The sequence below is a fragment of the Streptococcus dentasini genome (genome assembly GCF_053206945.1).
The window spans coordinates 21,410-45,577 of the sequence record NZ_JBRUHS010000002.1; the positions used below are offsets into that span (position 1 = coordinate 21,410).

General features: G+C 43.1%; 24 protein-coding genes. 1 reads left to right on the plus strand and 23 read right to left on the minus strand.

Annotated features, from left to right (window positions below; all coding sequences use genetic code 11):
• Nucleotides 1-51: 51 nt before the first annotated feature.
• The 23 genes from ACVR1G_RS01570 to ppc all read right to left on the minus strand — a co-directional run bounded on the left by ACVR1G_RS01570 (nt 52) and on the right by ppc (nt 23,510).
• Complete coding sequence (locus ACVR1G_RS01570) at nt 52-1,116, minus strand: acyl-CoA dehydrogenase family protein (protein ID WP_447451474.1); 1,065 nt, start codon at nt 1,114-1,116, stop codon at nt 52-54.
• A gap of 674 nt (nt 1,117-1,790) precedes the next feature.
• Entirely contained in the window at nt 1,791-2,342 is a 552-nt protein-coding gene (locus ACVR1G_RS01575; protein ID WP_447451475.1) for a carboxymuconolactone decarboxylase family protein, read from the minus strand.
• 1,601 nt (nt 2,343-3,943) lie between these two features.
• Nucleotides 3,944-4,546 (minus strand): response regulator transcription factor, encoded by a 603-nt coding sequence (locus tag ACVR1G_RS01580; RefSeq protein WP_447451476.1) that lies wholly within the window; start codon nt 4,544-4,546, stop codon nt 3,944-3,946.
• A complete protein-coding gene (locus ACVR1G_RS01585; protein WP_447451477.1) occupies nt 4,543-5,637 on the minus strand; it encodes a sensor histidine kinase in 1,095 nt (364 codons plus the stop codon). Before ACVR1G_RS01585 ends, ACVR1G_RS01580 begins: the two co-directional genes overlap by 4 nt.
• Nucleotides 5,637-6,383: an ABC transporter permease gene (locus ACVR1G_RS01590; protein ID WP_447451478.1), complete on the minus strand. Its 747-nt coding sequence runs from the start codon at nt 6,381-6,383 to the stop codon at nt 5,637-5,639. The genes ACVR1G_RS01585 and ACVR1G_RS01590 overlap by 1 nt, the downstream gene beginning before the upstream one ends.
• A complete protein-coding gene (locus tag ACVR1G_RS01595; RefSeq protein WP_447451479.1) occupies nt 6,370-7,266 on the minus strand; it encodes an ABC transporter ATP-binding protein in 897 nt (298 codons plus the stop codon). Before ACVR1G_RS01595 ends, ACVR1G_RS01590 begins: the two co-directional genes overlap by 14 nt.
• 528 nt (nt 7,267-7,794) lie before the next feature.
• Nucleotides 7,795-8,160 carry an EXLDI protein gene (locus ACVR1G_RS01600; protein WP_447451480.1) on the minus strand — a complete coding sequence of 122 codons (366 nt, stop codon included), beginning with the start codon at nt 8,158-8,160 and terminating at the stop codon, nt 7,795-7,797.
• 51 nt (nt 8,161-8,211) lie between these two features.
• Entirely contained in the window at nt 8,212-8,409 is a 198-nt protein-coding gene (locus tag ACVR1G_RS01605) for a hypothetical protein (RefSeq protein ID WP_447451481.1), read from the minus strand.
• A gap of 274 nt (nt 8,410-8,683) precedes the next feature.
• Nucleotides 8,684-8,929, minus strand: a complete 246-nt coding sequence (gene yidD / locus ACVR1G_RS01610; protein ID WP_447451482.1) for a membrane protein insertion efficiency factor YidD — start codon at nt 8,927-8,929, stop codon at nt 8,684-8,686.
• Entirely contained in the window at nt 8,926-9,651 is a 726-nt protein-coding gene (locus ACVR1G_RS01615; RefSeq protein ID WP_447451483.1) for a pseudouridine synthase, read from the minus strand. The genes yidD and ACVR1G_RS01615 overlap by 4 nt, the downstream gene beginning before the upstream one ends.
• Nucleotides 9,652-9,666: 15 nt before the next feature.
• Entirely contained in the window at nt 9,667-10,221 is a 555-nt protein-coding gene (gene scpB, locus ACVR1G_RS01620) for an SMC-Scp complex subunit ScpB (RefSeq protein ID WP_447451484.1), read from the minus strand.
• Complete coding sequence (locus tag ACVR1G_RS01625; RefSeq protein WP_447451485.1) at nt 10,221-10,937, minus strand: segregation/condensation protein A; 717 nt, start codon at nt 10,935-10,937, stop codon at nt 10,221-10,223. The genes scpB and ACVR1G_RS01625 overlap by 1 nt, the downstream gene beginning before the upstream one ends.
• Nucleotides 10,927-11,667, minus strand: coding sequence for a site-specific tyrosine recombinase XerD (gene xerD / locus ACVR1G_RS01630; protein WP_447451706.1), 741 nt, complete (start codon nt 11,665-11,667; stop codon nt 10,927-10,929). Before xerD ends, ACVR1G_RS01625 begins: the two co-directional genes overlap by 11 nt.
• Nucleotides 11,651-12,124 (minus strand): cyclic-di-AMP-binding protein CbpB, encoded by a 474-nt coding sequence (cbpB, locus tag ACVR1G_RS01635; protein WP_447451486.1) that lies wholly within the window; start codon nt 12,122-12,124, stop codon nt 11,651-11,653. Before cbpB ends, xerD begins: the two co-directional genes overlap by 17 nt.
• Nucleotides 12,121-12,642, minus strand: a complete 522-nt coding sequence (locus tag ACVR1G_RS01640; RefSeq protein WP_447451487.1) for a metallophosphoesterase — start codon at nt 12,640-12,642, stop codon at nt 12,121-12,123. Before ACVR1G_RS01640 ends, cbpB begins: the two co-directional genes overlap by 4 nt.
• The gene (locus tag ACVR1G_RS01645; protein WP_447451488.1) at nt 12,621-13,595 is read right to left on the minus strand and encodes a nucleoside-triphosphate diphosphatase; all 975 of its coding nucleotides are present in this window, start codon (nt 13,593-13,595) and stop codon (nt 12,621-12,623) included. The genes ACVR1G_RS01640 and ACVR1G_RS01645 overlap by 22 nt, the downstream gene beginning before the upstream one ends.
• The gene (gene racE / locus ACVR1G_RS01650; protein WP_447451489.1) at nt 13,592-14,386 is read right to left on the minus strand and encodes a glutamate racemase; all 795 of its coding nucleotides are present in this window, start codon (nt 14,384-14,386) and stop codon (nt 13,592-13,594) included. The genes ACVR1G_RS01645 and racE overlap by 4 nt, the downstream gene beginning before the upstream one ends.
• A 169-nt stretch (nt 14,387-14,555) precedes the next feature.
• Nucleotides 14,556-14,795, minus strand: coding sequence for a YneF family protein (locus tag ACVR1G_RS01655; protein ID WP_447451490.1), 240 nt, complete (start codon nt 14,793-14,795; stop codon nt 14,556-14,558).
• Between the two features lie 222 nt (nt 14,796-15,017).
• On the minus strand, nt 15,018-16,268 hold the full coding sequence (locus ACVR1G_RS01660) for a diaminopimelate decarboxylase (RefSeq protein ID WP_447451491.1): 1,251 nt from the start codon (nt 16,266-16,268) through the stop codon (nt 15,018-15,020).
• 118 nt (nt 16,269-16,386) lie between these two features.
• On the minus strand, nt 16,387-17,583 hold the full coding sequence (tuf, locus tag ACVR1G_RS01665; RefSeq protein WP_447451492.1) for an elongation factor Tu: 1,197 nt from the start codon (nt 17,581-17,583) through the stop codon (nt 16,387-16,389).
• Between the two features lie 303 nt (nt 17,584-17,886).
• On the minus strand, nt 17,887-18,975 hold the full coding sequence (locus ACVR1G_RS01670; RefSeq protein WP_447451493.1) for an NAD(P)-dependent alcohol dehydrogenase: 1,089 nt from the start codon (nt 18,973-18,975) through the stop codon (nt 17,887-17,889).
• A 301-nt stretch (nt 18,976-19,276) separates the two neighbouring features.
• Nucleotides 19,277-20,533, minus strand: a complete 1,257-nt coding sequence (ftsW, locus tag ACVR1G_RS01675) for a cell division peptidoglycan polymerase FtsW (RefSeq protein ID WP_447451494.1) — start codon at nt 20,531-20,533, stop codon at nt 19,277-19,279.
• A gap of 169 nt (nt 20,534-20,702) precedes the next feature.
• Nucleotides 20,703-23,510, minus strand: a complete 2,808-nt coding sequence (gene ppc, locus ACVR1G_RS01680; RefSeq protein WP_447451495.1) for a phosphoenolpyruvate carboxylase — start codon at nt 23,508-23,510, stop codon at nt 20,703-20,705.
• 172 nt (nt 23,511-23,682) lie between these two features.
• On the opposite strand from ppc, the gene ACVR1G_RS01685 reads away from it, so the two are divergent.
• Nucleotides 23,683-24,156: a glutathione peroxidase gene (locus ACVR1G_RS01685; protein WP_447451496.1), complete on the plus strand. Its 474-nt coding sequence runs from the start codon at nt 23,683-23,685 to the stop codon at nt 24,154-24,156.
• Nucleotides 24,157-24,168 lie beyond the last annotated feature (12 nt).

Below are 24,168 nucleotides of genomic sequence, written 5' to 3' on the forward strand. Positions count from 1 at the left end.
AGGACTGACCAGATTGCAATTGTAAAAAAACTTTTACTGTTTTGAGATAAACTAAGTCGCTAAAATATGACGCAATTGTACAGCGCTAGGAGAAACAATAGGCAAAAAAGCCCCCTCCTGCCAACGTCTGGCAAAACTAGAATTTGACGCCTTAATATAACCGCGTCCGCCTACGGCCTGAAGTTCCAAAAGCAGGCTGTCAGCCACCACCTGAACAATATCAATACGCAGTTGAAAAAGTTCACGAACGTGCTGCAAAAAATAGGCAGGGCTCTCTAAGCCACTGTAGAGATGAGTCTTAATGCGATTGAGTTCAGCCAATGTATCTTGGTAACTATCTTGCAGTACCAATCGGTTAGCAGAAAGATTGGTTTCGACCTCAGTCAAAGAGCGCTGAGCTAAACCAAATGCCAGACCAAACTGATAGCCTAGAAAGGCAGAGCGAGTCTCTGCTATAAATCGCTTGGCATCTCGTGACAATACCCAGTTTTCATCTAGGGGGATCATATTAAAGGTCAAGGCGGCTGTGTTAGCCCCTTGCAGAGAAATAAATTCCAAATCTTGTGAACGCTTAATACCAGCGGATTTAGGAACAGCTAAAATTAAAGGTGGCCGCTCATCGCTCTGATCATAAGCTGCAGCAAAAACCGCAATATAGTTATCTGAGCGGACGTTAGTCACCCAAGGTAGACGTCCGTGAAGGTAGTAATGCCCATCTTCTTCAATAACTTTAACTTCGAGCTCTTCAATATCTGAAAGGTATTTGACACAGTTCGACAGCCCTGTACCAGCAGATACCCTTCCTGTTAATATATCATCCAACCAAGTCTCTCTGGGATAAGGATTATCACTGGCTAAAATATTTTCAATAAAGGTTCGATGCCCCCAGCTGATAAAAGCAGCTGTTAAAGAATGATAGCTCAGTTCTGTTAATACATCAATAACATCTTGGTAGCTTCCTCCCATACCTCCCAATTCCCTAGGGACGCCAATCCTAAAAACGCCTTGAGCAGCAATACGTTCTAAGAGACTGTCAGCCAAAGCACCTGAATGCTGGTCGAGAGCAACAGCATTGTCATCCAACCAACTAATAAAATCATTTGAAAAATAACTCATAAGGTCTCCTTACACCAAGATACCAAGCCGTTAAGCACTCCAAAGGAATTTAGGAAATGGAGTGACGATTCATTAAGAATCGAGCGGCATTTATCTAATTCCACAGGAGTGTAGGCGGGTTCAATTACCAAGATACCAAGCCGTTAAGCGACTCAAAGAAATTTAGGGAGCCTGACGAAGAATCTCCGAAGATTCTAGGAGGGCGAGTCTAATTTCACAGAGTCGTAGGCGGGTTCAATTCTCAAGATACCAAGGGCGTCTGCGGATTAAGCAAAAATAGGAGGTTCTACGAAGACGCTTGCGTCTAGGAAGAAACTATCTTTTTTGCACAAGCCGCAGCCCGTGTTCAATTATCAAGATACCAAGCCGTTAAGCGACTCAAAGAAATTTAGGGAGCCTGACGAAGAATCCCCGAAGATTCTAGGAGGGCGAGTCTAATTTCACAGAGTCGTAGGCGGGTTCAATTCTCAAGATAGGGAAGAGGCTTCTTATCTAAGTGCTCTGCACTTGTTACCAAACGCCAATTACTAGAGTGAATTGGCTACCTCCCCCATTAATTCTGTTTGATTAGTAAAATCGACTAACCAAGTTTGATGTGGCAAAACCGCTCTAATTAACCAATGGGTTAGAGGTTAGAAATTGAGCTTACAAAGCAAACGTCATCAGAGCAGTCGCTATTTTGCGTAGGGCTGCAATTCAGGATTGATTGGTGTATCTGCCATATTATTAGCATAGTTGCAAAGAGTTGCGAGACTAACCCCTAAAACAACATCTAGGGCATTTTCGTGTGTGTAGCCAGCTTCCAGAAAATCAGCAAATGCTTCATCACCGACACGACCTTTAGTATTGATAACAGCAATGGTAAATTTAGCCAAGGTATCCAGTTTAGGTTCTGAATCAATAGGAGTACTATTTCTAAGGGCTTCCAATAGATCAGGGGCCATTTGAATCTGCTTAATGGAAAAAGCTGTATGACCAGCTACGCAGAAGGCACAACCATTAGTCACAGCAGCTGTAATCTGAACGACCTCTCTTTCTGTCGGTGTCAAGCTGTTACGGCGGTTAATTTCTCCTACTGTACGGTAAGTTTCCAAGGCTGTCGGGGCATTAGCCAACAGACCAATCAAGTTAGGAATATAGCCGCCGTTGTCCGCTTCAACTGTTCTTAATGTGTCTTGAACAGCTTCCGGAGCTGTTTCAATAGTATGAATAGAAAATGTAGACATAAATGTTTCTCCTTTTACTAAGATACGGCAGAGGCTTGTTATCTAGGTGCTCTGCACTTGTTACCAAACGAGGCTGGACAAAAACTTGTCCAACATTTCTGTTTTGGAATAAGCTCTTGACGCAGTGGTTGGGAGTAAGACTTGTTGGCTAGGCCAAGAAGTCTTACCCCTGCACAGTTCATTAGGTGCTTTAGCACCAATGAACCACTGCTGGCTGGCTTTCCTTTTGCCACAAGGCCAAAGCGGAAAACCTAAACAAATGTGATGAACATCGTTCATCTTATTTCCAACCTCAAAAGGTCCCCCAGACCTTTTGAGCTGTGCAGGGGTGGGTTAAAAAGGTCTGGGAGACCTTTTTAATCGGGAAATGAAGCTTGCAAAGCAAGTGTCAAAAATGATCTGGGGAGAGACCGTTTCAGGTCACCACCTTAAAACCAGGACGTGGTGAGAACCAAAATTTTCAATTTTTGGGTTGATCCCACTCCCTACCTCTCCCACTAACTCCGTTTGGCTAGTAAAATCGACTAACTAAACGGAGTGTCGCTAAGAGCCGTTTCACTTAACGAAAATTCCTAACAGAAAGAAAGAAAATAGACGTAGAGCGCTTGCGTCTAGGAAAAAGCGATCTTTTTGCACAATCCGCAGCCCAAGTTCAATTAACAAGATACCAAGAAACGGTTCGCTTAGCGAAAATCTCTGACTGAAAAATAGGTGACAGACGCTGTGTCCTTGGACACAAGGAAGTCGATCTTTTTTCCGAAGAGATTAGCTTCGTGTTCAATTAAACAAGATACCAAGAAGCGGTTCGCTTAGCGAAAATCTCTGACTGAAAAATAGGTGACAGACGCTGTGTCCTTGGACACAAGGAAGTCGATCTTTTTTCCGAAGAGATTAGCTTCGTGTTCAATTAAACAAGATACCAAGAAACGGTTCGCTTAGCGAAAATCTCTGACTGAAAAATAGGTGACAGACGCTGTGTCCTTGGACACAAGGAAGTCGATCTTTTTTCCGAAGAGATTAGCTTCGTGTTCCTTTATTAATTTCCCCTATGGTATCACGCTAGAACAGGTTTGCCTAATCTATATTTTTTATATTGGGCTATAAAAAATTCGCCTAACAACTATGAGCAGATTGCTTGCTTTCATATCCAATATAGGCTTAAGTGAGTTATTCTTAAATCTTCCCAATTATTAACTTAAAAACTCCCAGATATAACAGATGCTTCTGGGAGTTTTTATAATGAGAAAAATATGCATTTTCTTTCGGGCTATGCAGACGATTTACAGGGAACTGGATGAGTTACCAAAGAGCTTATCTGAGCATTACAAGTTCAGACTTTTTCGATGCCCCTTGCCCTTTCTGGAAACTATGCAAAAGAAATGGACCATCCTTCTCTTAAATTGCGTAAAAAAGGGGCTGGAACAGATACTCATGACGCTCAGCAAGCATGGGCATCTGTCCCACTCCTTTTGATTTTACTCCTTATTGCTTTGAGAATGAGATTTAATGCAATTATACTAGCTCACTCTGTCTACATGCACTTCTAACTTTGTACTGCTCTCCAAAAGTTCGTCAATTAATTTTAGAGCTGCCCAATTTCGTTACAACCATTCATTCTTTTGGGCGATATTGACAGCATCCATGCGGTTTTTAGCATCCAGCTTAGTCAAGATAGATGACATATAGTTACGGACAGTACCGTTTGACAAGAAAAGCACTTCTGCAATCTCTTTATTGCTTAACCCCCGTGCCACATGCTCTAGTACTGCCAGTTCCTGTTTGCTAAGTGGGTTGCGGCTACCAACTAAATTTTCCATCAATTCAGGTGAGTATTCTTTTTTTCCTGCAAGGACTGTGTGAATGGTCGTCATCAGCTCATCAGTTGAGCGGTCCTTGAGCACATAAGCGTCTACACCGGCTTTGATGGCTCTTTGAAAATAACCTGCACGCTTGAAAGTCGTTACAATGATAACCTTGATGTCCATGCCCTGATGCTCACGAACCCACTCCAGCACATCAAGTCCCGTTTTCTTTGGCATTTCAATATCTAGAATAGCGGCATCAACAGCCTGTTTTTGCAGCTGAGCTATCGCTTCGTCTCCATCTGCAGCCTGATAAATTTCCTCCACATCATCCTCCATGAGTAAAAGCTGACAAAGCGCATCCCGCAGCATGGCCTGATCTTCTGCAACTAATAATTTCATAGCCCATCTCCTTCTTCTAAGGTCACACGAATAAGCGTTGGATTTTGGCTAGATAAAATCACAACATCTCCCTTAACCAGCTGCAGGCGCTCTTTGATGGAATGCAACTCCTCACCTGTCAGCTGGGCAAAACCGCAGCCATTATCACTGACATCAATCACTAGCTCACCAGTTCTGTAGAGCTTGATGTGACACTGATTAGCTCCAGCATGCTTAATAATGTTGGTGGTTAGTTCTCGTAAAATCATGGTCATGCTGGACTGAATAACTGGTGATAGCGCAGCTAAGTCCAACTGATTATCCACTGTCAGGCCAATGTCTGACAGGGCAAACACCTCAGTGATATTATCTAATTCCTCTGCCACTGTACGGTACTTAAGGTTGTTAACCAACCCGCGGACATCTTTCATTGACTTCTGACTGATTTGTTTGAGCTCCAGCAGTTCCTTGCGAACAGCGACTGGATTATCTTTATCGAGCTGTTTGAGCGCCAACTCTGTCTTTAAAGTCATCATGGCAAAGGTATGTCCCAGCGTGTCATGTAAATCTCGTCCGATTCGATTGCGTTCATTTTCAGCGGTCAGGAGATTAATTTCCTTATTTTTCTGATAAATTTCCTCTTTAACCTTACTTTCCAAATAATTCTGCCGCTGAAAATAGTGCATAGCAATGATAAAGGTGGTAATCAGCACTGTCATTACTTTTTCTATGACTGTTGGGGTAAAGAATAATCCCCACATCATAACAACCAAAAGACCAAGCATATAAGATATCGTGCGGTAGCTTCGCATGTCATCTCCAAATCGCCAAACCAACAGATTCACGAGATAAAAGAAAAACCACATCATATTAGGCTCAATCGCAAAAGTCATCCCAAGAATATAGCCAAGCAGATAGAACCAAAGGACAGCAAGTATGCTTTGATACTGATTACGAAGGTGGATAATCAAAATATAAGCTATCATAAACAAAAGAGACGGCCCCAGCGTCCACATAGGATAATCAAACCACAATACCCCTCCTAAGGGAAAAATCATGAAGACCAGCCCTACATAGTAGAGCGGGTCTGTTTTTTGAAAGGGTTGAAACATTATTTTACCTCAAGTTTTTTTCCGACTGCCAGAGCAATCATTAAAACTATGATAGCATATCCCAGAAGAATGAACAGAGACTGAATGGAAAAATCATCTTTGAAATAAGAAATCAAAAGATTATTGAGGTGGTAGGTTGGGGTCACCTTGGCTAGTTTCTGCATGAAATCTGGGAAAGTCTGCACTGGCATCCAGAGGCCGCCCAAGACAGCCAAACCCAGATAGAAAATATTAGCAACCAGCGAGAGGGTTTGCGAAGATTTGATATGGGCAAAAAGGGCACCAAAGGGCATAAAACAGACGGCTCCAGCAAATAAAACCACTGCACTGAGCAGCCAATCTTTGGCAGGCATATCGACACCCTTGAAAAAATATCCTGCGGCAAAAACCACTAAAATAGCTAAGACAAAGTGAACAAGAATCGTTAAAATTTTACTGATATAGTATTGCCATATAGGAATGGGACTGTGCTCAATGCTTCTGAGGCGGTTGCCATTTCGATCTTCTTGAAAAGCAAAGGGCAAGGAGAAAAAGGCAAAACTAAGGCTGGAAAAGGCTGTCATCTGCATCATGTACTGACGCACCCAATAGGTAACTTGATCTTTAGGCATACTGTCTTCATTGGCCCATATGCTGGTAAAGAGAAGAAAGAAAACCAGCGGCATGCCAATCCCCATAACTAGATTGGACAAAGAGCGTTTATTGATGAGGTACTCCTGATACAGGATTGCTTTAAACGTTTTCATGATCATTCTCCTTTGCCATATCAAAAATGGTATTTAAAAGCGTACGGTTGGTCATTTCGATGTCTTCAATTGGGCACTTGACCTCTGCCAGCAAATCCCAAATATGCTGAGGTTGCCTGCTGCTAAAGGAAATGGTATCCGTCTTCACTTCCAAATCAGCAATATCTTGTCCTTCAACAGCAAATAGGTAGTCAACAGGTAGGGTAAAGACTTTTTCTTTTTCTTCTGAGCGCATCAGATACGGTGTGGTGTCCCGCAGTAATTTTCCTTGGTGCAAGACCAAGATCCTATCCGCCGTATGCTCTACTTCTTCAATGTAATGGCTGGAGTAAATAATGGTCTTGCCAGCCTTTTTCAAGTCAGCAACAATCTCCCAAAAACGCTTGCGCGTATTGGTATCCATACCGGCCGTCGGCTCATCCAAGAAGATGATGTCAGGTTGGCCAACCAAGACTTGCACAAAAGCCAGAAGCCGTCTTTGACCACCAGACAATTTTTCAGCAAGCTGCTTTTTTTGCTGGTCAGAAAATTGCAGCAAACCATCAATTTCTTTATCAGACAGAGGATCTGAATAGATAGCTTTTTGAAAATTGAGGAGCTCAGAAACCCTCATTTTTTCTTCTGTCAGGTTCTCTTGAAAAAGGATACCTACTTTTCCTTTAAGCTGCGAAGACTGGGGATTCTGCTTCAGTACAGTGACGGTTCCTTCTGTCGGAGCATAGTCTCCCAGCAGGCAGTTAAAGAGTGTTGTTTTGCCTGAACCATTAGGTCCAATTAGGGCCAGACAATCGCCCGCCTTGACTTCAAAGGAAATGCCCTCTAGAACCTGTTTCGATTTAAATTGTTTGGATAAGTTTGAAACGCTTATAACAGTAGTTACCATTGCTATACTCCTTTTACTAAGATACGGCAGAGGCTTGTTATCTAAGTGCTCTGCACTTGATACCAAACGAGGCTGGACAAAAACTTGTCCAACATTCCTGTTTTGGAATAAGCTCTTGACGCAGTGGTTGGGAGTAAGACTTGTTGGCTACGCCAACTTAGTCTTACCCCTGCACAGTTCATTAGGTGCTTTAGCACCAATGAACCACTGCTGGCTGGCTTTCCTTTTGCTACAAGGCCAAAGCGGAAAACCTAGCCAACTGTGCGGGGGTGGGAAGACGAACCAAAATTTTCAATTTTTGGGTTGATCCCACTCCCTACCTCTCCCACTAACCTCATTTGGTTAGTAAAATCGACTAGCCAAACGTCGTCTCGCTAAGCCGCTAAGCACTCCAAAGAAATTTAGGGAGCCTGACGAAGAATCCTCAAAGATTCTAGGAAGGTGAGTCTAATTTCACAGACTAGGCAGCATATCTTTTTTACACAGCCTTTAGAGCGTTTATTTAGGCGGTGTGTTTTCTAATGATTTCTAAATATCTAGGTATTCGGTGACTTCACCTTGCTGAACTTTTTCCGTTAGTTTGTGAATGATATCTTTTCCTAAATATTTTGTTAAAGATCCCAAATCATCTGTCACTTCAAAAAGTGTATTTTCATTAATATCACTTGGATCAAAGTTTGCGTTTTCCCTGTCTTTATTCCAGTAATACCAGTTAGGATCTGTTCGTTCATAATAAACATAGTGTTGCTTTTTTGTCAGGTAAACTCTTTTTGAGATTTGTTTTTGTTCGTCCTCAGTTTTGACAGTGTGAGAATAAATTTTAATCCCTTGAAAGACTTTATAGCTGCGGATACCATCTTCTAAAAGTCTAAGTTTGATTTCCTCATAGGTCATTTTAGTCCCTCCTTTGTAACTGTTAAGGTAGGAGAAAGCTGCCCTTTCTTCCTAATCTGTTAATTCTTCGATAAGAAATTGAGCAATACTGATTAGAATAGTTGCTGAAATTAACAAGCCCATAAATTCTCCCAGATATGAAAAGGCCACTTCAATCTTCAACTGTTCAAAAACAGTTGTAAAGGTACTCAAGACTGCGCAAACTGTTCCAATAAGAGCATAAATAATATAAGATAATTTGAGTTTCATAATATTTTCTCGTTTCACTTTCTTTATGGCTTAAGTTTATCGAAAAAGAACAAAACTTTTCAGCACCTAATGTCATGACATAATATGACTTTTGTCATATTTGAAAGTAAAATGTTGACTTTAAGAACCACTTAAATGCATTAACTAACGGTAGGAAATCTAAATGACAACCGATTTTTATCCATGTCCATTTGTATTTTTTATTACGCTTTGATTTATTCACTGACTAATTTTCATATTCCTATTAGAAAAATGCCGATAAAAAAACAAGTCTCTACTTCTGAGACTTGTGATTTCTTCTTAAGCTAAAATGGTCGGGCACAGGGTCGTCACCGCCTTCTACAAAGGGGTGACAACGCAGGATGCGGGCAAATCCCATGAGTACACCCAAAAGACCATGCTTTTCGATAGCTTCAATCATATAGTTGGAGCAGGTAGGACGATAGCGGCAGGAAGGAGGACTGAGAGGTGAGATGTAACGCTGATAGAGCCGAACTAGGGCGATCAAGAGTTTCTTCATTTTGCCTTTGTGACAGCTGCATTGTGGAGCTGGCTGATTTCTTTTTTATTGAGGCGTCGGGATTCTCCCGGACGTAGCCCTCTTAAATCCAGCGTTCCAAACCGTGTACGAGACAACTTATCCACCAGAAGCCCCACAGTCTCAAACATTTTTTTAACCTGATGGTTACGGCCTTCATGGATAGTCAGTTCAACGATCGAGCGATTCTTATCAGGCTCAACCTTGATGATATTGTAGCGGGCTGGCCCTGTTTTCTTACCATCGATCACCACGCCTCGTGTCAGGGGCCGCAGATTTTCCTTAGTCGCAATGCCCTTGACCCGTGCCAGATAAACCTTATCAATCTCATTGCGGGGATGAATCATCTCGTCGGTAAAATCGCCATCATTGGTCAAGATTAAGAGGCCAGTCGTATCCCAATCTAAACGGCCGACAGGGTAAATGCGCTCCTTGACATCTGGCAGAAGGTCGATGACGGTCTTACGTCCCTTATCATCTGAGACGCTAGAAATCACGCCCCGAGGCTTGTTTAGGAGGTAGTAGACCTTTTCTTCATTATAGATAGGCTGGCCGGAAACTTCGACTAAATCACCATTTTTGACATTGGTAGCCAACTCTGTCACTGTTTGACCATTGATACTAACCAGACCTTTTTTAATCAGCTCTTCTGCTTTTCTGCGACTGGCTATACCAGCGTGGGCAATGTATTTGTTAATTCTCATGATTTTCTTTCTGTTTTAAATATCATCCTCACTAAAGAGGGTCATTTCCTGATCTACTAATTCGATCGCAGAGGCATCAACCAGCTCATCCAAGCTGTTGATTCCCATATAATCCAAGAAATAATCAGTGGTCGCATAGAGGTTGGGCCGACCGATCACATCCTTTTTTCCAACCTCATGAATCAAATCAAAGGCCTGCAGTTTAGTAATAGCACCGCTGGAGTTTACTCCGCGGATATTATCTACCTCCACGCGTGTAATAGGCTGCTTATAGGCAATAATAGACAAAACCTCTAAACTGGCACGAGACAAACTTTGGTTAATAGGCGCTTTTGCATACTGACGCAGGAGGTCAGCATAGGTCTCCTTAGTCACAATTTTATAGGTATTGGAGGATTCTAACAGACAGAGAGCCGAATCGGTGTCCGCTTCATATTTTTGCGATAATTTTTCCAACTGCTGGCTGACTGCCGTAGCTGAGATATCCAGTAAACTGGCCAGATTGCGAAGGCTGAGGCCATCTTCTCCCGCCACAAAGAGCAGGGCTTCCATTTGTGCTAAATAAGACATTAAGTCTGCTCTCCTTCCATACTAATTAAGGTGACCTGTCCAAAATTCTCAGCTTGTCGGGCTTGAATACGACCGACCTTAATCAGTTCTAGAGTGGCTAAAAAGATGGTGATAACCTCATTCATAGACTGAGCTTCTGAGAAGATTTCCCCCAGTTCGACAGATTTGTGACCCGCTAGACGGGTTGAAACCAAGACCATCATATCTTCAATCCTATAGTCATCTCGTTCAATAGTCGTATGGCTATTTTTTATTTCTTCCTGTTTGGCGGCCATAACCTTCGAAAAAGCTAGATACAAGTCCAGCGTTGTCTTGTCATGCGACAGAGCAAGATCCTCGTAAATCAGTTCTTGCTTGGGCTTAGAGAAATACTGCGCCCTGATTTCATGCTGAGCTGCCAACTCCTGACTGAGCGCCTTAAACTGCCGATATTCCTCAAGCTGACTGAGCAGCTCCTGCTCCAAATCTTCTTCTACTGGTGTTTCTTCCACCACCTTAGGCAAGAGCTTGCGACTTTTGATCAGCATGAGCTGGCTGGCCATGACCATATATTCACCAGCCACTTCCAGACGCATGGCCTGCAAGGTGGAAATATAGGCCAGATACTGCTCGATGACTTCCACAATGGGCACATCGTAAATATCCATTTCATATTTTGAAACTAAGTGCAGCAGCAAGTCTAAGGGGCCTTCAAAATCTTTTAACTTAATATCCATTCCTGTAGTAGCGCTCCAATGTCAAAGATGTTTTCAGTCCTAATTTTTTAGTCAAATCCAGCAGAGAGGTTCCCTGCGCTACCTCTCTTAAGATATACTGTTCTCGTAGTTTTTGCGCCGTCAGATCGGGATGACCTGTGTCCGCCAAAAAACGATTGAGCTGGTTAAAAAACCACTGACGTGAATAGGGCTGCCCTTTATGGTCAAAGAGATAAGTCTGTCCAGCCACATTTTCAAACAATGGGAGCAGACCCATTGGCAGAGGGATTACTCTGACTTGCTCTCCCTTGTTTATCCTAACGACCTCAAAATCTACATCACAGTCGCTCACTTTGAGTCCCGCAATCTCATTAGGAGACAGTCCCAATTCCAGCATTAAAAGTGCCAGCCATTTCCCAGAACTTGCTTCAGTTTGATAGAACTCAGATAAGTCTAAAAGTTCCTGCTTCGTTGGCTGAGGACGACGTTTCTCACGATTTTTTAAGCGGTAATAGGTCTCTATCTGACCTTCTTCATAAAGATAGAGTAAAAATTGATTGACTGCTGACAGTTTACGCTTGCGCGCAGAAACTTTCAGCCCAGCCAGTGATTGTTCGTAGAGTCTTAATTTACTAGAAGACAGCTGTCCATTGACCAGCCGGCAGAACTGCTGCAGGTCATAGTAATAAGACTTACGGGAATTTTCCGAAAGAGATTTACTAGCAATAAAATGGCTAATCTGCTCCATCAAGTGGCTCAATCTGATACTCCTGTGTAAAATTATGCAATAGACTGTTTATGGATTTCAGCACCTTTTTGCGGGTAATAATTCCTAGGAAAATACCTTGGTCATCAACGACTGGCAAAAACGGAAAGTCAACTACCTTATGTAAAATCTCTGTCAAGTCAGTTGGGTCTGATAGGATCTCAATCTTATGATTGAGCATTTCAATGACTTCAATCTCAGCCAAGGCCTGATCAGTAAGAGCTTTTTGAGATTGATAGGACAAAATATCCGACATCGAAATTGTCCCCATATAACGCTTATCTGTCGACATAACAGGGATTCTGGAATAGCCATTCCTCGTCAAAAGCAACATAACATGTCCCGCCTTATGATTAGACATGACTAGGGCCAGATCCTCAGCTGGTGTCAGGTAGTCCTCTTGAAAAGGGGTAAGGAAGTCTTCAAATTCTTTCGCTATCATCGTTCAAATTCCTGTGTTAAGCTGGGATAGGGCTGGTGGTCGCGAGTGTAATAATTCACTTTAATAAGCGCCTCTGAAATTTCAATTTTAGCATAGAGCTTCTCTGTGATTTCCCCCCGCGGTTGTAAAACAGATCCGGGATTGATAAAAACAGTTTTGCCGTTGCGCCAAGCGCTTGCCCGATGCAGGTGGCCATAGAGGCAAATGTCAGCATCTTCTTCTTGAGCCCAGAGGTCTAGGCGATCCCAAGAAAAATTGATGCCGTAAAGATGGCCGTGGGTCTGAGCAATCCTCGCATTATCCAGTTCTGTTACCAAGGTATCGGGATAACCGCTGTCGTAGTCACAGTTTCCCCGAACAACCCTAATTCCTGTCCAGATCTCATCACTGGAAGGCAGCTCAGAATCGCCATTATGAAAGATAGCGTCAACCCGCCCCTGATAGTGGTTTTTTATATCCTCGACAATACCACGGTCGCCATGAGAATCACTCATGACTATGATTGTGTTTTTTGCCATGTTGGAAATACCTCCATTAATTTCTTAACGGCCTGTCCTCGGTGGGATTGCGCATTTTTTTCTTCTGATGTTAGCTCTGCAGCTGTTTTGTCAGTCTCTCCGACCAAAAAGAGAGGATCGTAGCCAAAGCCATTGCTGCCTTTGGCTTCCACACCGATATAGCCGGGCCAATCCGCTGCAACAACCAGACTGCTGCGATGAGGAGCTGCAACGACCAGAGTTGTATGAAACTGGGCTGTCCGGTCTTTTTTCTCAAAGACCATGGCCAGCTCGTGTAGCAGTTTAGCATTGTTGCTGTTGTCTGTCGCATCAGGACCTGAAAAACGCGCGGACCAGACACCAGGCAAGCCACCTAACGCATCAACCTTAAGGCCAGAATCATCTGCTAAGACCATCTTACCGGTCAGCTCTGAAATGGTCTCTGCTTTCAAGCGAGCATTTTCTTCAAATGTTGTCCCTGTTTCAGCTACATCTGGCAGATCTGGGTAATCGTTGAGATTTTCAACCCCAAGACCTAACTCTTTAAATAATTCACGAAATTCGCGGGTCTTGCCCTCATTACGGGTCGCAATAAGAATGGTATCCCTAGGCTGTTGTCCTCCAGCCTCTTGGTCAAAAAAGTCAGATACAGCTACACCAGACTTGGGCAGGTGCACAAGATGCAAGACTCCATTTTCAGTTATGAGGACAGCCTCCTTATGCTGGCTGACTTCAAACTGGCGCCCTAGTTCTTCATTAACCATTTCAACGGTGAAGGCCAGCAAGCGAAAATCAGAGGACAGACGTAGAACGCAAATGTCGAATCCGCCTTTTTCTCTTACTAGACCAGCCAAGTCATGCTCAATCTGAGTGAACTCATCTTGGGCACCTAGACTATAAATGTTGGAAACGTTGCTCCATTTACCGACAAACCAATTACGGTCGTCTTTATATTCATAAATTTTATCAGTCATAATTTGGTATGCTCCACATTTAAATCCTGTCCCAGCCAATTCTCAGCAATTTCCTTAAAGGAATCAATACCGGCTGTCGTATAAAAACGGTGATGACCAAGAGCGGCTTCACGGCTGCGATTGAGCTGGAAATAATTGAGAAGAACAGAGACATCACGGATAGTTTCTGCCCCACTGTCAATCAGCTTAACTGATGATCCCATAACATTTTGGATAATTCCCCGCAACAATGGATAATGGGTGCAGCCCAGTATCAGAGTATCAACCTTTCCAACTAAGGGGGCCAAGGTTTCATAAACAATCTTTTTAGCCACGCTAGAATTCATTTGATTGGACTCTACAAGCGGGGTGAACTTGGGACAAGCTAGGGTTGTAACCTGCATCTGCGGTGCTAGGTCCATAATTTTCTGACGGTAGATATCTGACTTGACCGTCATCGGTGTCCCAATAACACCAATTCTGTCAGATGTCGTGGATTTAATCGCTGCACTGGAACCCGGTAGAACGACTCCCAAAACAGGGATATTCAGCTCTTGCTTGACTTCTTCCCAAACAACAGCCGTCGCTGTGTTGCAGGCCATAACAATCATTTTGACATCCTTGGTCAGCAGAAAATTCACCAACTGCCAAGTATACTCCCGAATCTGTTCGGCCGGTCTGGGGCCATAGGGAGCCCTAGCCGAATCACCAATATAAACAATCTCCTCATGGGGAAGCTGGCGCATCAGCTCACGAACCACCGTCAGGCCACCCACACCAGAATCTAAAAAACCAATAGGTCTATTATCCATCTTTCACTTCCTATTGACGGGCAAACACTCCATCTGCTGAATCCTTTGTTTGCCCCTGCTACTTTGCATCCTGATACAATCTATTTTCGTCGGTACATAAAAATATGGACTGAATTTTTGACAGTATTAAAGGCTGGAAGAAATACCTTCCAACCTCTCCTTTTCATACTTATTTTTTCTTATTCGCTGCTGCTTTTGACTGCTTAACGATATTACGGTAGGTTTGTTGGATTTTTGCCTCATTTGGCTTTTGCCCCATAGAGCTCATCATCTCACGGATCGCATCCGGTGTCAAACGTGGGTATTCAGCAATTTCCTTTGTAAATTGGCGGCGAGCCAAATAAGCCCCTAGTAAAACACCACCCATTAGGGCAACAGCAATCAATAAAATAGCTAACCAAAGTGCCATGTTTGTATAACTCCTAGAAATTTTTTACTCATCTCATTATACCAGAAAGCCCTGACCTTGACAACGGACAGACATAGAACAAACTTACCCAGCTCTTTATCTATTGGGCCACTCTCCCAGTGTCATTAACTACTCGAACCTGCATGGCAGGAAGATAAGGTTAAAACAAAAGCTCTCGCCTTCAATAGGACGAGAGTTACATTATTTTAGGGTTTCGGCTTATTATTCGCCTTCATCTAAGCCAAAACCATAAAGAGTAGCAAAATAATCTTCTGGTCTTTCTGCACGGCGGATCATTTTAGCTTTGCCGTTTTCCTGTAAAAGAATCTCAGCTGAACGCAGGCGGCCATTGTACTGATACCCCATGGAGAACCCATGAGCACCTGTATCATGGATAATCAGCAGATCACCGACGCGGGCTTGTGCTAGTTCACGCTGCTTAGCGAACTTATCATTATTTTCACAAAGAGAGCCAACCACATCTACCACTTCGGGCGCCCCATCAGGATTACTGATATTCGTGATATGATGATAAGCATCGTACATGGCAGGACGCAGGAGGTTAACGGCGCTGGCATCAACACCGACATAGTGGCGATAAGTATCCTTGAGGTGGAGCACCTTGGTAACAAGGTGACCATGCGGCGCTAGCATAAAACGACCGAGCTCCGTAAAAATTTTAATATGACCCATCGCGTTGGGAACAAGGATATCTTCAAATTTCACACGGACACCCTCACCGATAGCAGCGATATCATTCTGCTTATCAGCCGGCGTATAATCGACACCGACACCACCAGATAGATTGATAAAGCTGAGTTCAACCCCTGCTACTTCCCTAATTTCCAAAGCTAATTCAAATAACTGCCCAGCCAAGGTTGGATAGTAGTCGTTAGTAACGGTATTCGACGCTAGAAAGGCATGGAGACCAAAATTTTTAACACCTTTGGCCTTCAAATCTTTATAACCCTGCAAAAGCTGGTCCTTGGTCATCCCGAATTTAGAATCTTCTGGGTGATCCATAATATCAGTCCCAAGCGAGAAGACACCACCGGGATTGTAGCGAAGAGAGACCGTTTCAGGTAAACCGGCGACCTCTTCTAAGAAAGCAATATGCTCACAAGCATCCAAATTGATCATGGCACCAGTCTGGCGGGCATAGACAAATTCCTGCGCTTTAGTATCATTGGAGGTAAAGCTGATGTCTTTAAACCCTAGCTTATGAGCCATCATTAATTCGACATCAGTTGCACAGTCGACACCGCAGCCCTCCTCTTGTAAGATTTTCAAAATACTAGGGTTAGGAGTTGCCTTAACCGCAAAATACTCCTTAAAACCTGGATTCCAAGCAAAAGCCTTATTCACAGCTCGCGCCGTTTCACGGATCCCTTTTTCATCGTAAAGATGAAAGGGGGTTGGAAATTCTTTTGTAATCTGGTCTAATTGGTTTTTGCCGACAAAAGGGGTCTTCATATACAGGATTCTCCTAAAAATTATTTAGTCCATTATAGCATAGAAAAAGCCAGTACCCAAGGGGCCACTAGCTTTTTCATTGTCTGACTTTTAATCGTTTTAACGGGAACTTAATCGCTTAAGCTTCGATTTCTGAAACGATACCTGAACCAACAGTACGTCCACCTTCACGGATAGAGAAGGTAGTACCTTGTTCAACGGCAATTGGGTGGATCAATTCAACGTCGATAGTAACGTTATCACCAGGCATAACCATTTCAGTACCTGCTGGCAATTCGATTGAACCAGTTACGTCAGTTGTACGGAAGTAGAACTGCGGACGGTAGTTGTTGAAGAATGGTGTGTGACGTCCACCTTCATCTTTAGAAAGGATGTAAACTTCACCTTTAAACTTAGTGTGTGGGTGGATTGAACCTGGTTCAGCCAATACTTGACCACGTTCGATTTCGTCACGTTGAACACCACGAAGAAGCACACCAACGTTATCACCAGCAAGACCTTCGTCAAGCTGTTTACGGAACATTTCAACTCCGGTAACAACAGCTTTTTCGATTTCGTCTTTGATACCAACGATTTCAACTTCGTCGTTAACTTTTACAGTACCACGGTCGATACGTCCTGAAGCAACAGTACCACGACCAGTGATAGAGAATACGTCTTCGACTGGAAGAAGCAATGGCTTATCAGTATCACGTTTTGGTTCTGGAATGTAGTCATCAACGATATCCAACAATTCCATGATCTTGTCTTCGGCAGCTGTATCACCTTCAAGGGCTTTAAGTGCTGAACCTTGAACAACAGGAACATCATCACCTGGGAAATCGTATTCTGACAAGAGGTCACGAATTTCCATTTCAACCAATTCAAGCAATTCTTCGTCGTCAACCAAGTCAACCTTGTTCATGAAGACGATAAGGTTCTTAACACCAACTTGGCGTGAAAGCAAGATGTGTTCACGAGTTTGTGGCATTGGTCCGTCAGTAGATGCTACTACAAGGATAGCTCCGTCCATTTGAGCGGCACCGGTGATCATGTTTTTAACATAGTCCGCGTGTCCTGGAGCGTCGATGTGGGCATAGTGACGCTTTTCAGTTTCATACTCAACGTGTGCAGTGTTGATAGTGATACCGCGTTCGCGTTCTTCTGGTGCAGCATCGATTGATGAGTAGTCTTTTGGCTGGTTAACAGCACTTGGAAGACGACGTGCCAATACAGTAGTAATAGCTGCTGTCAAAGTAGTTTTACCATGGTCAACGTGTCCGATAGTACCAATGTTAACGTGTGGTTTACTACGATCGTATTTTTCTTTTGCCATTTAGGAAAAGCCTCCAATAAAATATATTTTATAGATAGACGGTAGGCAATACAGTCTAACTTTACCCTACTATTCTATCAAATTGTTTTAGAAATGCAAGCTTTTTACATAATTGTCAAAGGCTTTTTATCAAAAAAAGAGAATAGCAAGCTCAAAAATCTCTTGCACTTCTTTCGACCCAAATAAGCAGAAAAATTGGGCAAGCGGCTCAGGGGTTAGCACCATTCATTTAAGGAGTACTATAGAGCTGAACTGCCTGAGAGTTCAGCTCTATATTCTAGTGTTTAAGTTAGCGACACCTCTCTAGGGCATTTTGACAATAGGCTTGTTGACAGAACCATCAGCAGAATCCAGAAAGGCTTGATTAATCTCATTAAAATCATAAAATTTAACCAATTTATCAAATGGAAAGCGCCCTTCTTTGTAGAAGTCCACTAAACTAGGAATAAAAATTTGCGGTACAGCGTCGCCTTCTACAACACCAATCAAGGACTTGCTTTCAGCCATAATTTCATTGTGAATATCGATTTCCATTTCAGGCGTAAAACCAACAACCGCAAGACTTCCCATAGGCATCAAGGCTCGTAAGGCTGATCTGACAACAATAGGAACTCCTGTCGTATCAACACCATACTCTGCACCATCTCCTGTGATGGCTTTAACACTTTCAACAATGTCTTCTGTTTTACTGTTAATAGTGTGAGTTGCACCTAGATCTTTGGCTAACGCCAAGCGATTATCATGGATATCTACAGCGATGATGTTCTTGCAGCCAATGAGTTTGGCAGCCATTATGGCACTCAAGCCAACCGCGCCAGTTCCATAAACCACAATTGAAGAACCAAATTCAGGTCTTAAACGGTTCAAAACAGTACCGCTTCCGGTTTGAATGCCACAGCCTAGCGGGCCCAAAAGAGCGATATCCACCTCTTTATCTACCTTAACAACATTATTCTCTTTGGCAATAGAATAGCTTCCAAATGACGATTGCCCAAAGAAATTAGAGACTTGCTGCCCCTCCTGAGTCAAAGGGGTTGTACCGTCCAAAAAACGTCCCCCAAAATTTATTGGTCCACAGTGAATACAATTGGCTGGATGACCACTTAAACAGTTGACACAGTGGCCGCAGTAGGCAAAAGATAGCACAACATGGTCTCCCGGCTCAACACTGGTAACAAAGTCCCCAACCTTCTCAACGATTCCAGCTCCCTCATGTCCCAGTAAAACTGGATAAGGGGTGACACCGAAATCACGTCCAATAGCATCCGTATGGCAGATACCGGTCGCAACGATTTTGATCAATACCTCATCAGCTTGAGGTTCACGAAGTTCAAGCTCCTCTGTTTTTAGATCTTGCCCTTGTTCTTTAGCAAGTGCGGCTGTAATTTTCATCTCTATGGCCTCCTAGCTTAATTAAGTATTTTTTATGAATACGTTTTCACGGGCAGTATATCATCTTTAATCTACAGTTGCAACTAAAAAAATAGCTATGTCTATAATTCTACTCGCTCTACTCTTTTGAAGCTTGCACTTAAAATCAGGAAATCAAGAGAAGCCCAAAGTCTTATTAATTTGCAACTGAACTGATGGTTATGACTGTTTCTCTCTATTAAAAAACTGTTCTGAAGCCATAATAAAAAGAGGATGAGACATACATATGATATACCATCATATGTATGTCTCACTTCCTCTTTCAACTAATAACCTTGAATTCTTGGGTTTGAGCCTTTTGTATCTCTTCGGTTGCTTCCTGATAAATTTCCTCACGTTTTTCGTTAGCGTCAATGTTCAGCACGATACCGATGGCAACTGATAAAAGCAGGAGACTGTTTCCTCCTTGTGAGAGGAAGGGAAAGGTAACGCCAGTCGATGGAATCAAGCCTGAAATTCCGCCGATATTGACAAAAACCTGCATCAAAATCATACCGCCAATCCCCAGAGCCATCATGGAATTAAATGGGTTCTTAGCCTTGATCCCTACCAGCATAATGCGCAAGATTAAAAAGAAGACAAGGGCTAAAATAAGACCAGCGCCGATAAAGCCCATTTCCTCAATCAGAATTGAAAAGACAAAATCGGTCGTTGCTTCAGGCAGGTAACCATTCTTTTCGATAGAATTTCCCAGTCCACGGCCTAGCCAGCCCCCATTGCTCATCGCATAATAGGAGTGGGCTAACTGCAATCCTGAATCTGCCAAGTCCTTGAAAGGATTGAAGTAGGCACTGAAACGTTTAGCAACGTAGCCAAAAATTGGCACATTGGACATCGTCTCTACACCGACGACCTTGATGATCCCTAAGAATATCGTTGAAGCACTAACAATGACACCGACCAAAGCGATATACCAACGGTAGCCAATCCCGCTTACTGCAAACATAATCAGCCCAGACAAGACAATAATAGTCGCATTTCCCAAGTCAGGCTGGATGACGACTAAGCCGACCATTATCATCGAGTAGATCCGCCAGTCTTTTAAATCATCTAAAGAACGCGGGTACCAGCGCCTCCGAGTCAAGGCCTGATAGTCGTAGGTCTCAATATCACCCTGACGTCTGGAAAAGGTAAAGGCTAGCAGCCAGACCATTATCAGCTTGAGATATTCTGCCGGCTGAAAGGTAATCGGGCCCAGCGAAATCCAGCCGTTAGCACCGTTGATTTCCTCTGAGAAAAACTTGGCAACAATCAGTAAAACGACCTCAACGAGGAGGGCTGCTGTCAACACGCGCTTATTTTTTAGAAAATTTAACTTCAGGCGATAAATAAAGGTAATTCCCAAAAGACTAACCAGCCAGAAGGCCGCTTGGTTTAAGACAGAGCTAAAGGGATTGAGTCCAAACTTAATCAAGGTTACACTGGTTGTCGAGTAGACAACAATCAAACCGATCACAGATAGCACAAGATAGGGAATTAGTATGGAATAATTGAGCAAGTGCTTTTTATCAATTTTCATGATTTCTCCAATACTTAACAGTCATATTCTTAGAATTATATCACGTTTAGCTACAAAATAAAAGGCGGAACGTCCCATTTTTGCCTCTAAGAAGCCTTTAAAAAGCCTATTATAAAAGGGATTGAACAATAACCTGTTCAGTCCCTCATGTTGATTTTGATTGCGGGCATCAGCCTGAGTTGCGCAGACCGGTAGCAATACCATTGATCGTGATATGGATTAGCTTTTCAGTATCTTCATCAAGTCCTTCATTACGCAGACGTTTAATCAATTCAATTTGGATATAGTTCAGGACATTGAAGTAGGGTAGACGGACATCCAGACTAGATTTTAGAGATGGATTCTCAGCAAGGAGTTCTTCTTGTCCCTCAATAGCCAGAATAACATTTTTGGTCAGCTGCCATTCGTCCAAGATAATGTTGAAAACATCCCGCACTTCCTGTCTTTCAGCCAACTGAGCATACTGAAAGGCAATATTCATGTTAGATTTCGACAGAACCATATCAACATTAGACAGCAAGGAATTAAAGAAAGGCCAAGTTTTATACATGTGACGCAGTTTTTCCAAATTGCTATCTTTAGCATCAATAAAGTGTTTGAAAGCCGAGCCAACACCGTACCATCCCGGAAACATTATACGATTTTGAGACCAAGAGAAAACCCATGGAATCGCCCGCAAACCTGAAATTTCTGTAATTGTTTTGCGAGCCGCTGGACGAGAACCGAGATTGAGACTGGACACTTCTTTAATAGGGCTGGCTTCAAAGAAATAATCATAGAAATGTGGATTGCCAAAAACAAGATCACGGTAGATCTTATTGGAATCTGCTACGATTTTATCCATGTCAGCACGGAAGCCGTCAATCTCATTAGGGTCAGCAATCATACGGGTAACCATACGGTTGATAGCTGCTGATACCAACATTTCTAAGTTATAGTAGGCAGCATCCTTATTGCCATATTTAAATCCAATTACTTCTCCCTGCTCTGTTAAGCGGATGCGATCCTTGATAGAACCAAATGGCTGGGAGGTGATAGCTTCGTAAGAAGGACCGCCACCGCGGCCTACAGTTCCACCGCGGCCATGGAAGAAGGTAATCTTAATTCCGTGGTCCTCACCAATTTTAGTCAAGGCATTCTGCGCCTTATAGAGGGTCCAGCCGGAAGCTAGGTAGCCGCCGTCTTTATTACTGTCTGAATACCCCAGCATGATTTCTTGGTAGTTGCCGTTCGATGCAATCCATTGTTTAACAAGGTCATATGAGAGATAGTCTTCCATAATAGCCGTGGCATTATCCAAGTCCTCAATGGTTTCAAAGAGCGGTACAATCTGCACACGGGCAGATTCTTTATCGATCAATCCGACTTCTTTGAGCATAATAGCTAGCTCAAACATGTCAGATACACTTTCAGTGTGGGAAATAATATGCTGCTTAATGACATCTTCCCCAAGTAGATCTTTCATATCACGTGCTGTTTGATAGATGGCCAACTCCTTTTGGAGCAGGTCTGATTTCTCAGCATGCGTTGAAGAGTGCGGCCGCGGATCCTCTAGGAGTTCTTTGAGAAGAACTTGGCACTTTTCCTCCTCAGACAGGCTGCTGTAATCTTCTACAATATTGGCTGACTTGAGCAATTCAGCCACACAGGCTTCCTGAACACTGGAGTCTTGTCGCATGTCAATACTAGCCAAGTAAAAGCCAAAGACCTCAACGGCCTGCAAGAGTTCCTCAAAATCTCCAGTTAAAAGCGCTTCTCCGCCATTAGCTACTAATGAATCACGGATAGCTAACAAATCATCTTTTAATTCTCGGGCACTTTGATAGGCTGCAGGCTGGTTGGCTGCCAGTTCAGAGGCTCGACTGCCAACCTGATTTTGAATATAATTGGCAATAATGCTGCTGCTCAAACTAGTAGATTTGACCTGACCAAGAGGCAGCTGGACACCAGCTTCTTGTGCATGTAAATTCAGTAGAGTCTGAATAACCTTAGATTGAATATAACTAAAGGCCTTACGATAGGGCTCATGCTCCCGATAGATGGAGGTATCATCTGACAGGGAGGCTAGGCGCTGAACAGCCTCTGATGTCTGCGTCAGATGGGTCGAAAGAGAAAAGCCGCGGTAAAGCGTATTAAGCTTTTCAATATAGTAATTTAAAATGACCTCACTTTGAACGGTTGCTGAAATTCGCAAAGTCTCTGCTGTTACGTAGGGATTGCCGTCGCGGTCGCCACCGATCCACATCCCCATAGTGATGGGTTTAGGATTTTCCAACTTTAAGCCGCGCTGGGCAGCTAAATGCTGGTATTCGGATGACAGATTAGTGATGGCCTTAATCAGGGAGCTATTGTAGTACTCCATGACATTGGTGATTTCATTGGTTACCTTGAGCTTTTGCTCGCGGATAATGTCCGTTTGCATCATGATCTCGATATAACGACGGAGATCCGCATACCACTTATCCTTATTGATCAGGCCTAACTTGACATCGCGGTGCTTGCGCAGAAGCTCATGAATCTTTTGATTCAACTCCAGCATGGTCTTGCGCTGCACTTGGGTGGGGTGGGCAGTCAAGACTGGCACAACATTGACCTGCTGCAGGATTTCTTGTGCATTATCCTTTTGGGCTACTAAATCAATGGTTGTCGAGATTTTTCCCAGATAATCTCTATCGGTGTTATTTTGGTGGTTAACTTCATAAGCTAGATCCACATCTTCTGAGATATTAATCAAAAGCGGCAGAATGGAGAAATAGCGGGCAATGACTACCATGTCATCATTGGAAACAGTCTGAATAACCTTTTCTAAATCCCCATATTCTCCCCTTGTCGATAGGTCAATCATCTCTTCAATGCGAGAAAAAACCTTATTACCGACCATCTGACGTGTGGTGTCTTCCAGAAGTTCCTGTAAAATTTGAACTTCTTCGCTGATAATGTTCTGATCGCTGCTCGCTTCGAGTTTTTTTATGGCCATAACCACCTCTCCTTTAACTTTGCGTAGTACTTTCCTATCATATCACTTTCAAGGCTAAAACTAAAGATTTTTTGCGAATTACCTACCTTATGTTCGGCTTTTTCTTTACTTTTAAACTGGTAAGGACCGCGCTTTTTTGATAGACTAAGGAAAAGAATACAGGAGGTGGCTTATGACTATCTATGATTTTACAGTTGCTAGGCAAGACGGAGAACTGACTGCCCTCAGTGATTATCGCGGTAAAGTCTTGCTGATCGTCAATACGGCTACGGGCTGCGGGCTGACTCCCCAATACGAAGGGTTGCAAGCTCTCTACGACAGCTATAAAGATCAGGACTTTGAAATTCTTGATTTTCCTTGTAACCAATTCGCTGGACAGGCACCAGGAACAGCTGAGGAAATCAACAATTTCTGTACGCTGAATTACCAGACAACCTTTCCGCGCTTTGCCAAGATAAAGGTCAACGGCAGCCAGGCTGATCCGCTCTATAAATGGCTTAAATCTCAGCAAACTGGCCCTTTAGGTAAGCCTATTGAGTGGAATTTTGCTAAATTTTTAGTTGATCGCCAAGGCAGAGTTGTCAGGCGCTTCGCTTCCAAATCAGAACCAGCTGAGCTAATCTCAGAAATTGAGAGTTTGTTATAGTAAAAAAGCCGA

Excerpts from the sequence above, each read along its gene's own strand:
- ACVR1G_RS01570 (WP_447451474.1), bottom strand. The coding sequence starts at position 1,116 with ATGAGTTATTTTTCAAATGATTTTATTAGTTGGTTGGATGACAATGCT.
- ACVR1G_RS01575 (WP_447451475.1), bottom strand. The coding sequence starts at position 2,342 with ATGTCTACATTTTCTATTCATACTATTGAAACAGCTCCGGAAGCTGTT.
- ACVR1G_RS01580 (WP_447451476.1), bottom strand. The coding sequence starts at position 4,546 with ATGAAATTATTAGTTGCAGAAGATCAGGCCATGCTGCGGGATGCGCTT.
- ACVR1G_RS01585 (WP_447451477.1), bottom strand. The coding sequence starts at position 5,637 with ATGTTTCAACCCTTTCAAAAAACAGACCCGCTCTACTATGTAGGGCTG.
- ACVR1G_RS01590 (WP_447451478.1), bottom strand. The coding sequence starts at position 6,383 with ATGAAAACGTTTAAAGCAATCCTGTATCAGGAGTACCTCATCAATAAA.
- ACVR1G_RS01595 (WP_447451479.1), bottom strand. The coding sequence starts at position 7,266 with ATGGTAACTACTGTTATAAGCGTTTCAAACTTATCCAAACAATTTAAA.
- ACVR1G_RS01600 (WP_447451480.1), bottom strand. The coding sequence starts at position 8,160 with ATGACCTATGAGGAAATCAAACTTAGACTTTTAGAAGATGGTATCCGC.
- ACVR1G_RS01605 (WP_447451481.1), bottom strand. The coding sequence starts at position 8,409 with ATGAAACTCAAATTATCTTATATTATTTATGCTCTTATTGGAACAGTT.
- yidD (WP_447451482.1), bottom strand. The coding sequence starts at position 8,929 with ATGAAGAAACTCTTGATCGCCCTAGTTCGGCTCTATCAGCGTTACATC.
- ACVR1G_RS01615 (WP_447451483.1), bottom strand. The coding sequence starts at position 9,651 with ATGAGAATTAACAAATACATTGCCCACGCTGGTATAGCCAGTCGCAGA.
- scpB (WP_447451484.1), bottom strand. The coding sequence starts at position 10,221 with ATGTCTTATTTAGCACAAATGGAAGCCCTGCTCTTTGTGGCGGGAGAA.
- ACVR1G_RS01625 (WP_447451485.1), bottom strand. The coding sequence starts at position 10,937 with ATGGATATTAAGTTAAAAGATTTTGAAGGCCCCTTAGACTTGCTGCTG.
- cbpB (WP_447451486.1), bottom strand. The coding sequence starts at position 12,124 with ATGATAGCGAAAGAATTTGAAGACTTCCTTACCCCTTTTCAAGAGGAC.
- ACVR1G_RS01640 (WP_447451487.1), bottom strand. The coding sequence starts at position 12,642 with ATGGCAAAAAACACAATCATAGTCATGAGTGATTCTCATGGCGACCGT.
- ACVR1G_RS01645 (WP_447451488.1), bottom strand. The coding sequence starts at position 13,595 with ATGACTGATAAAATTTATGAATATAAAGACGACCGTAATTGGTTTGTC.
- racE (WP_447451489.1), bottom strand. The coding sequence starts at position 14,386 with ATGGATAATAGACCTATTGGTTTTTTAGATTCTGGTGTGGGTGGCCTG.
- ACVR1G_RS01655 (WP_447451490.1), bottom strand. The coding sequence starts at position 14,795 with ATGGCACTTTGGTTAGCTATTTTATTGATTGCTGTTGCCCTAATGGGT.
- ACVR1G_RS01660 (WP_447451491.1), bottom strand. The coding sequence starts at position 16,268 with ATGAAGACCCCTTTTGTCGGCAAAAACCAATTAGACCAGATTACAAAA.
- tuf (WP_447451492.1), bottom strand. The coding sequence starts at position 17,583 with ATGGCAAAAGAAAAATACGATCGTAGTAAACCACACGTTAACATTGGT.
- ACVR1G_RS01670 (WP_447451493.1), bottom strand. The coding sequence starts at position 18,975 with ATGAAAATTACAGCCGCACTTGCTAAAGAACAAGGGCAAGATCTAAAA.
- ftsW (WP_447451494.1), bottom strand. The coding sequence starts at position 20,533 with ATGAAAATTGATAAAAAGCACTTGCTCAATTATTCCATACTAATTCCC.
- ppc (WP_447451495.1), bottom strand. The coding sequence starts at position 23,510 with ATGGCCATAAAAAAACTCGAAGCGAGCAGCGATCAGAACATTATCAGC.
- ACVR1G_RS01685 (WP_447451496.1), top strand. The coding sequence starts at position 23,683 with ATGACTATCTATGATTTTACAGTTGCTAGGCAAGACGGAGAACTGACT.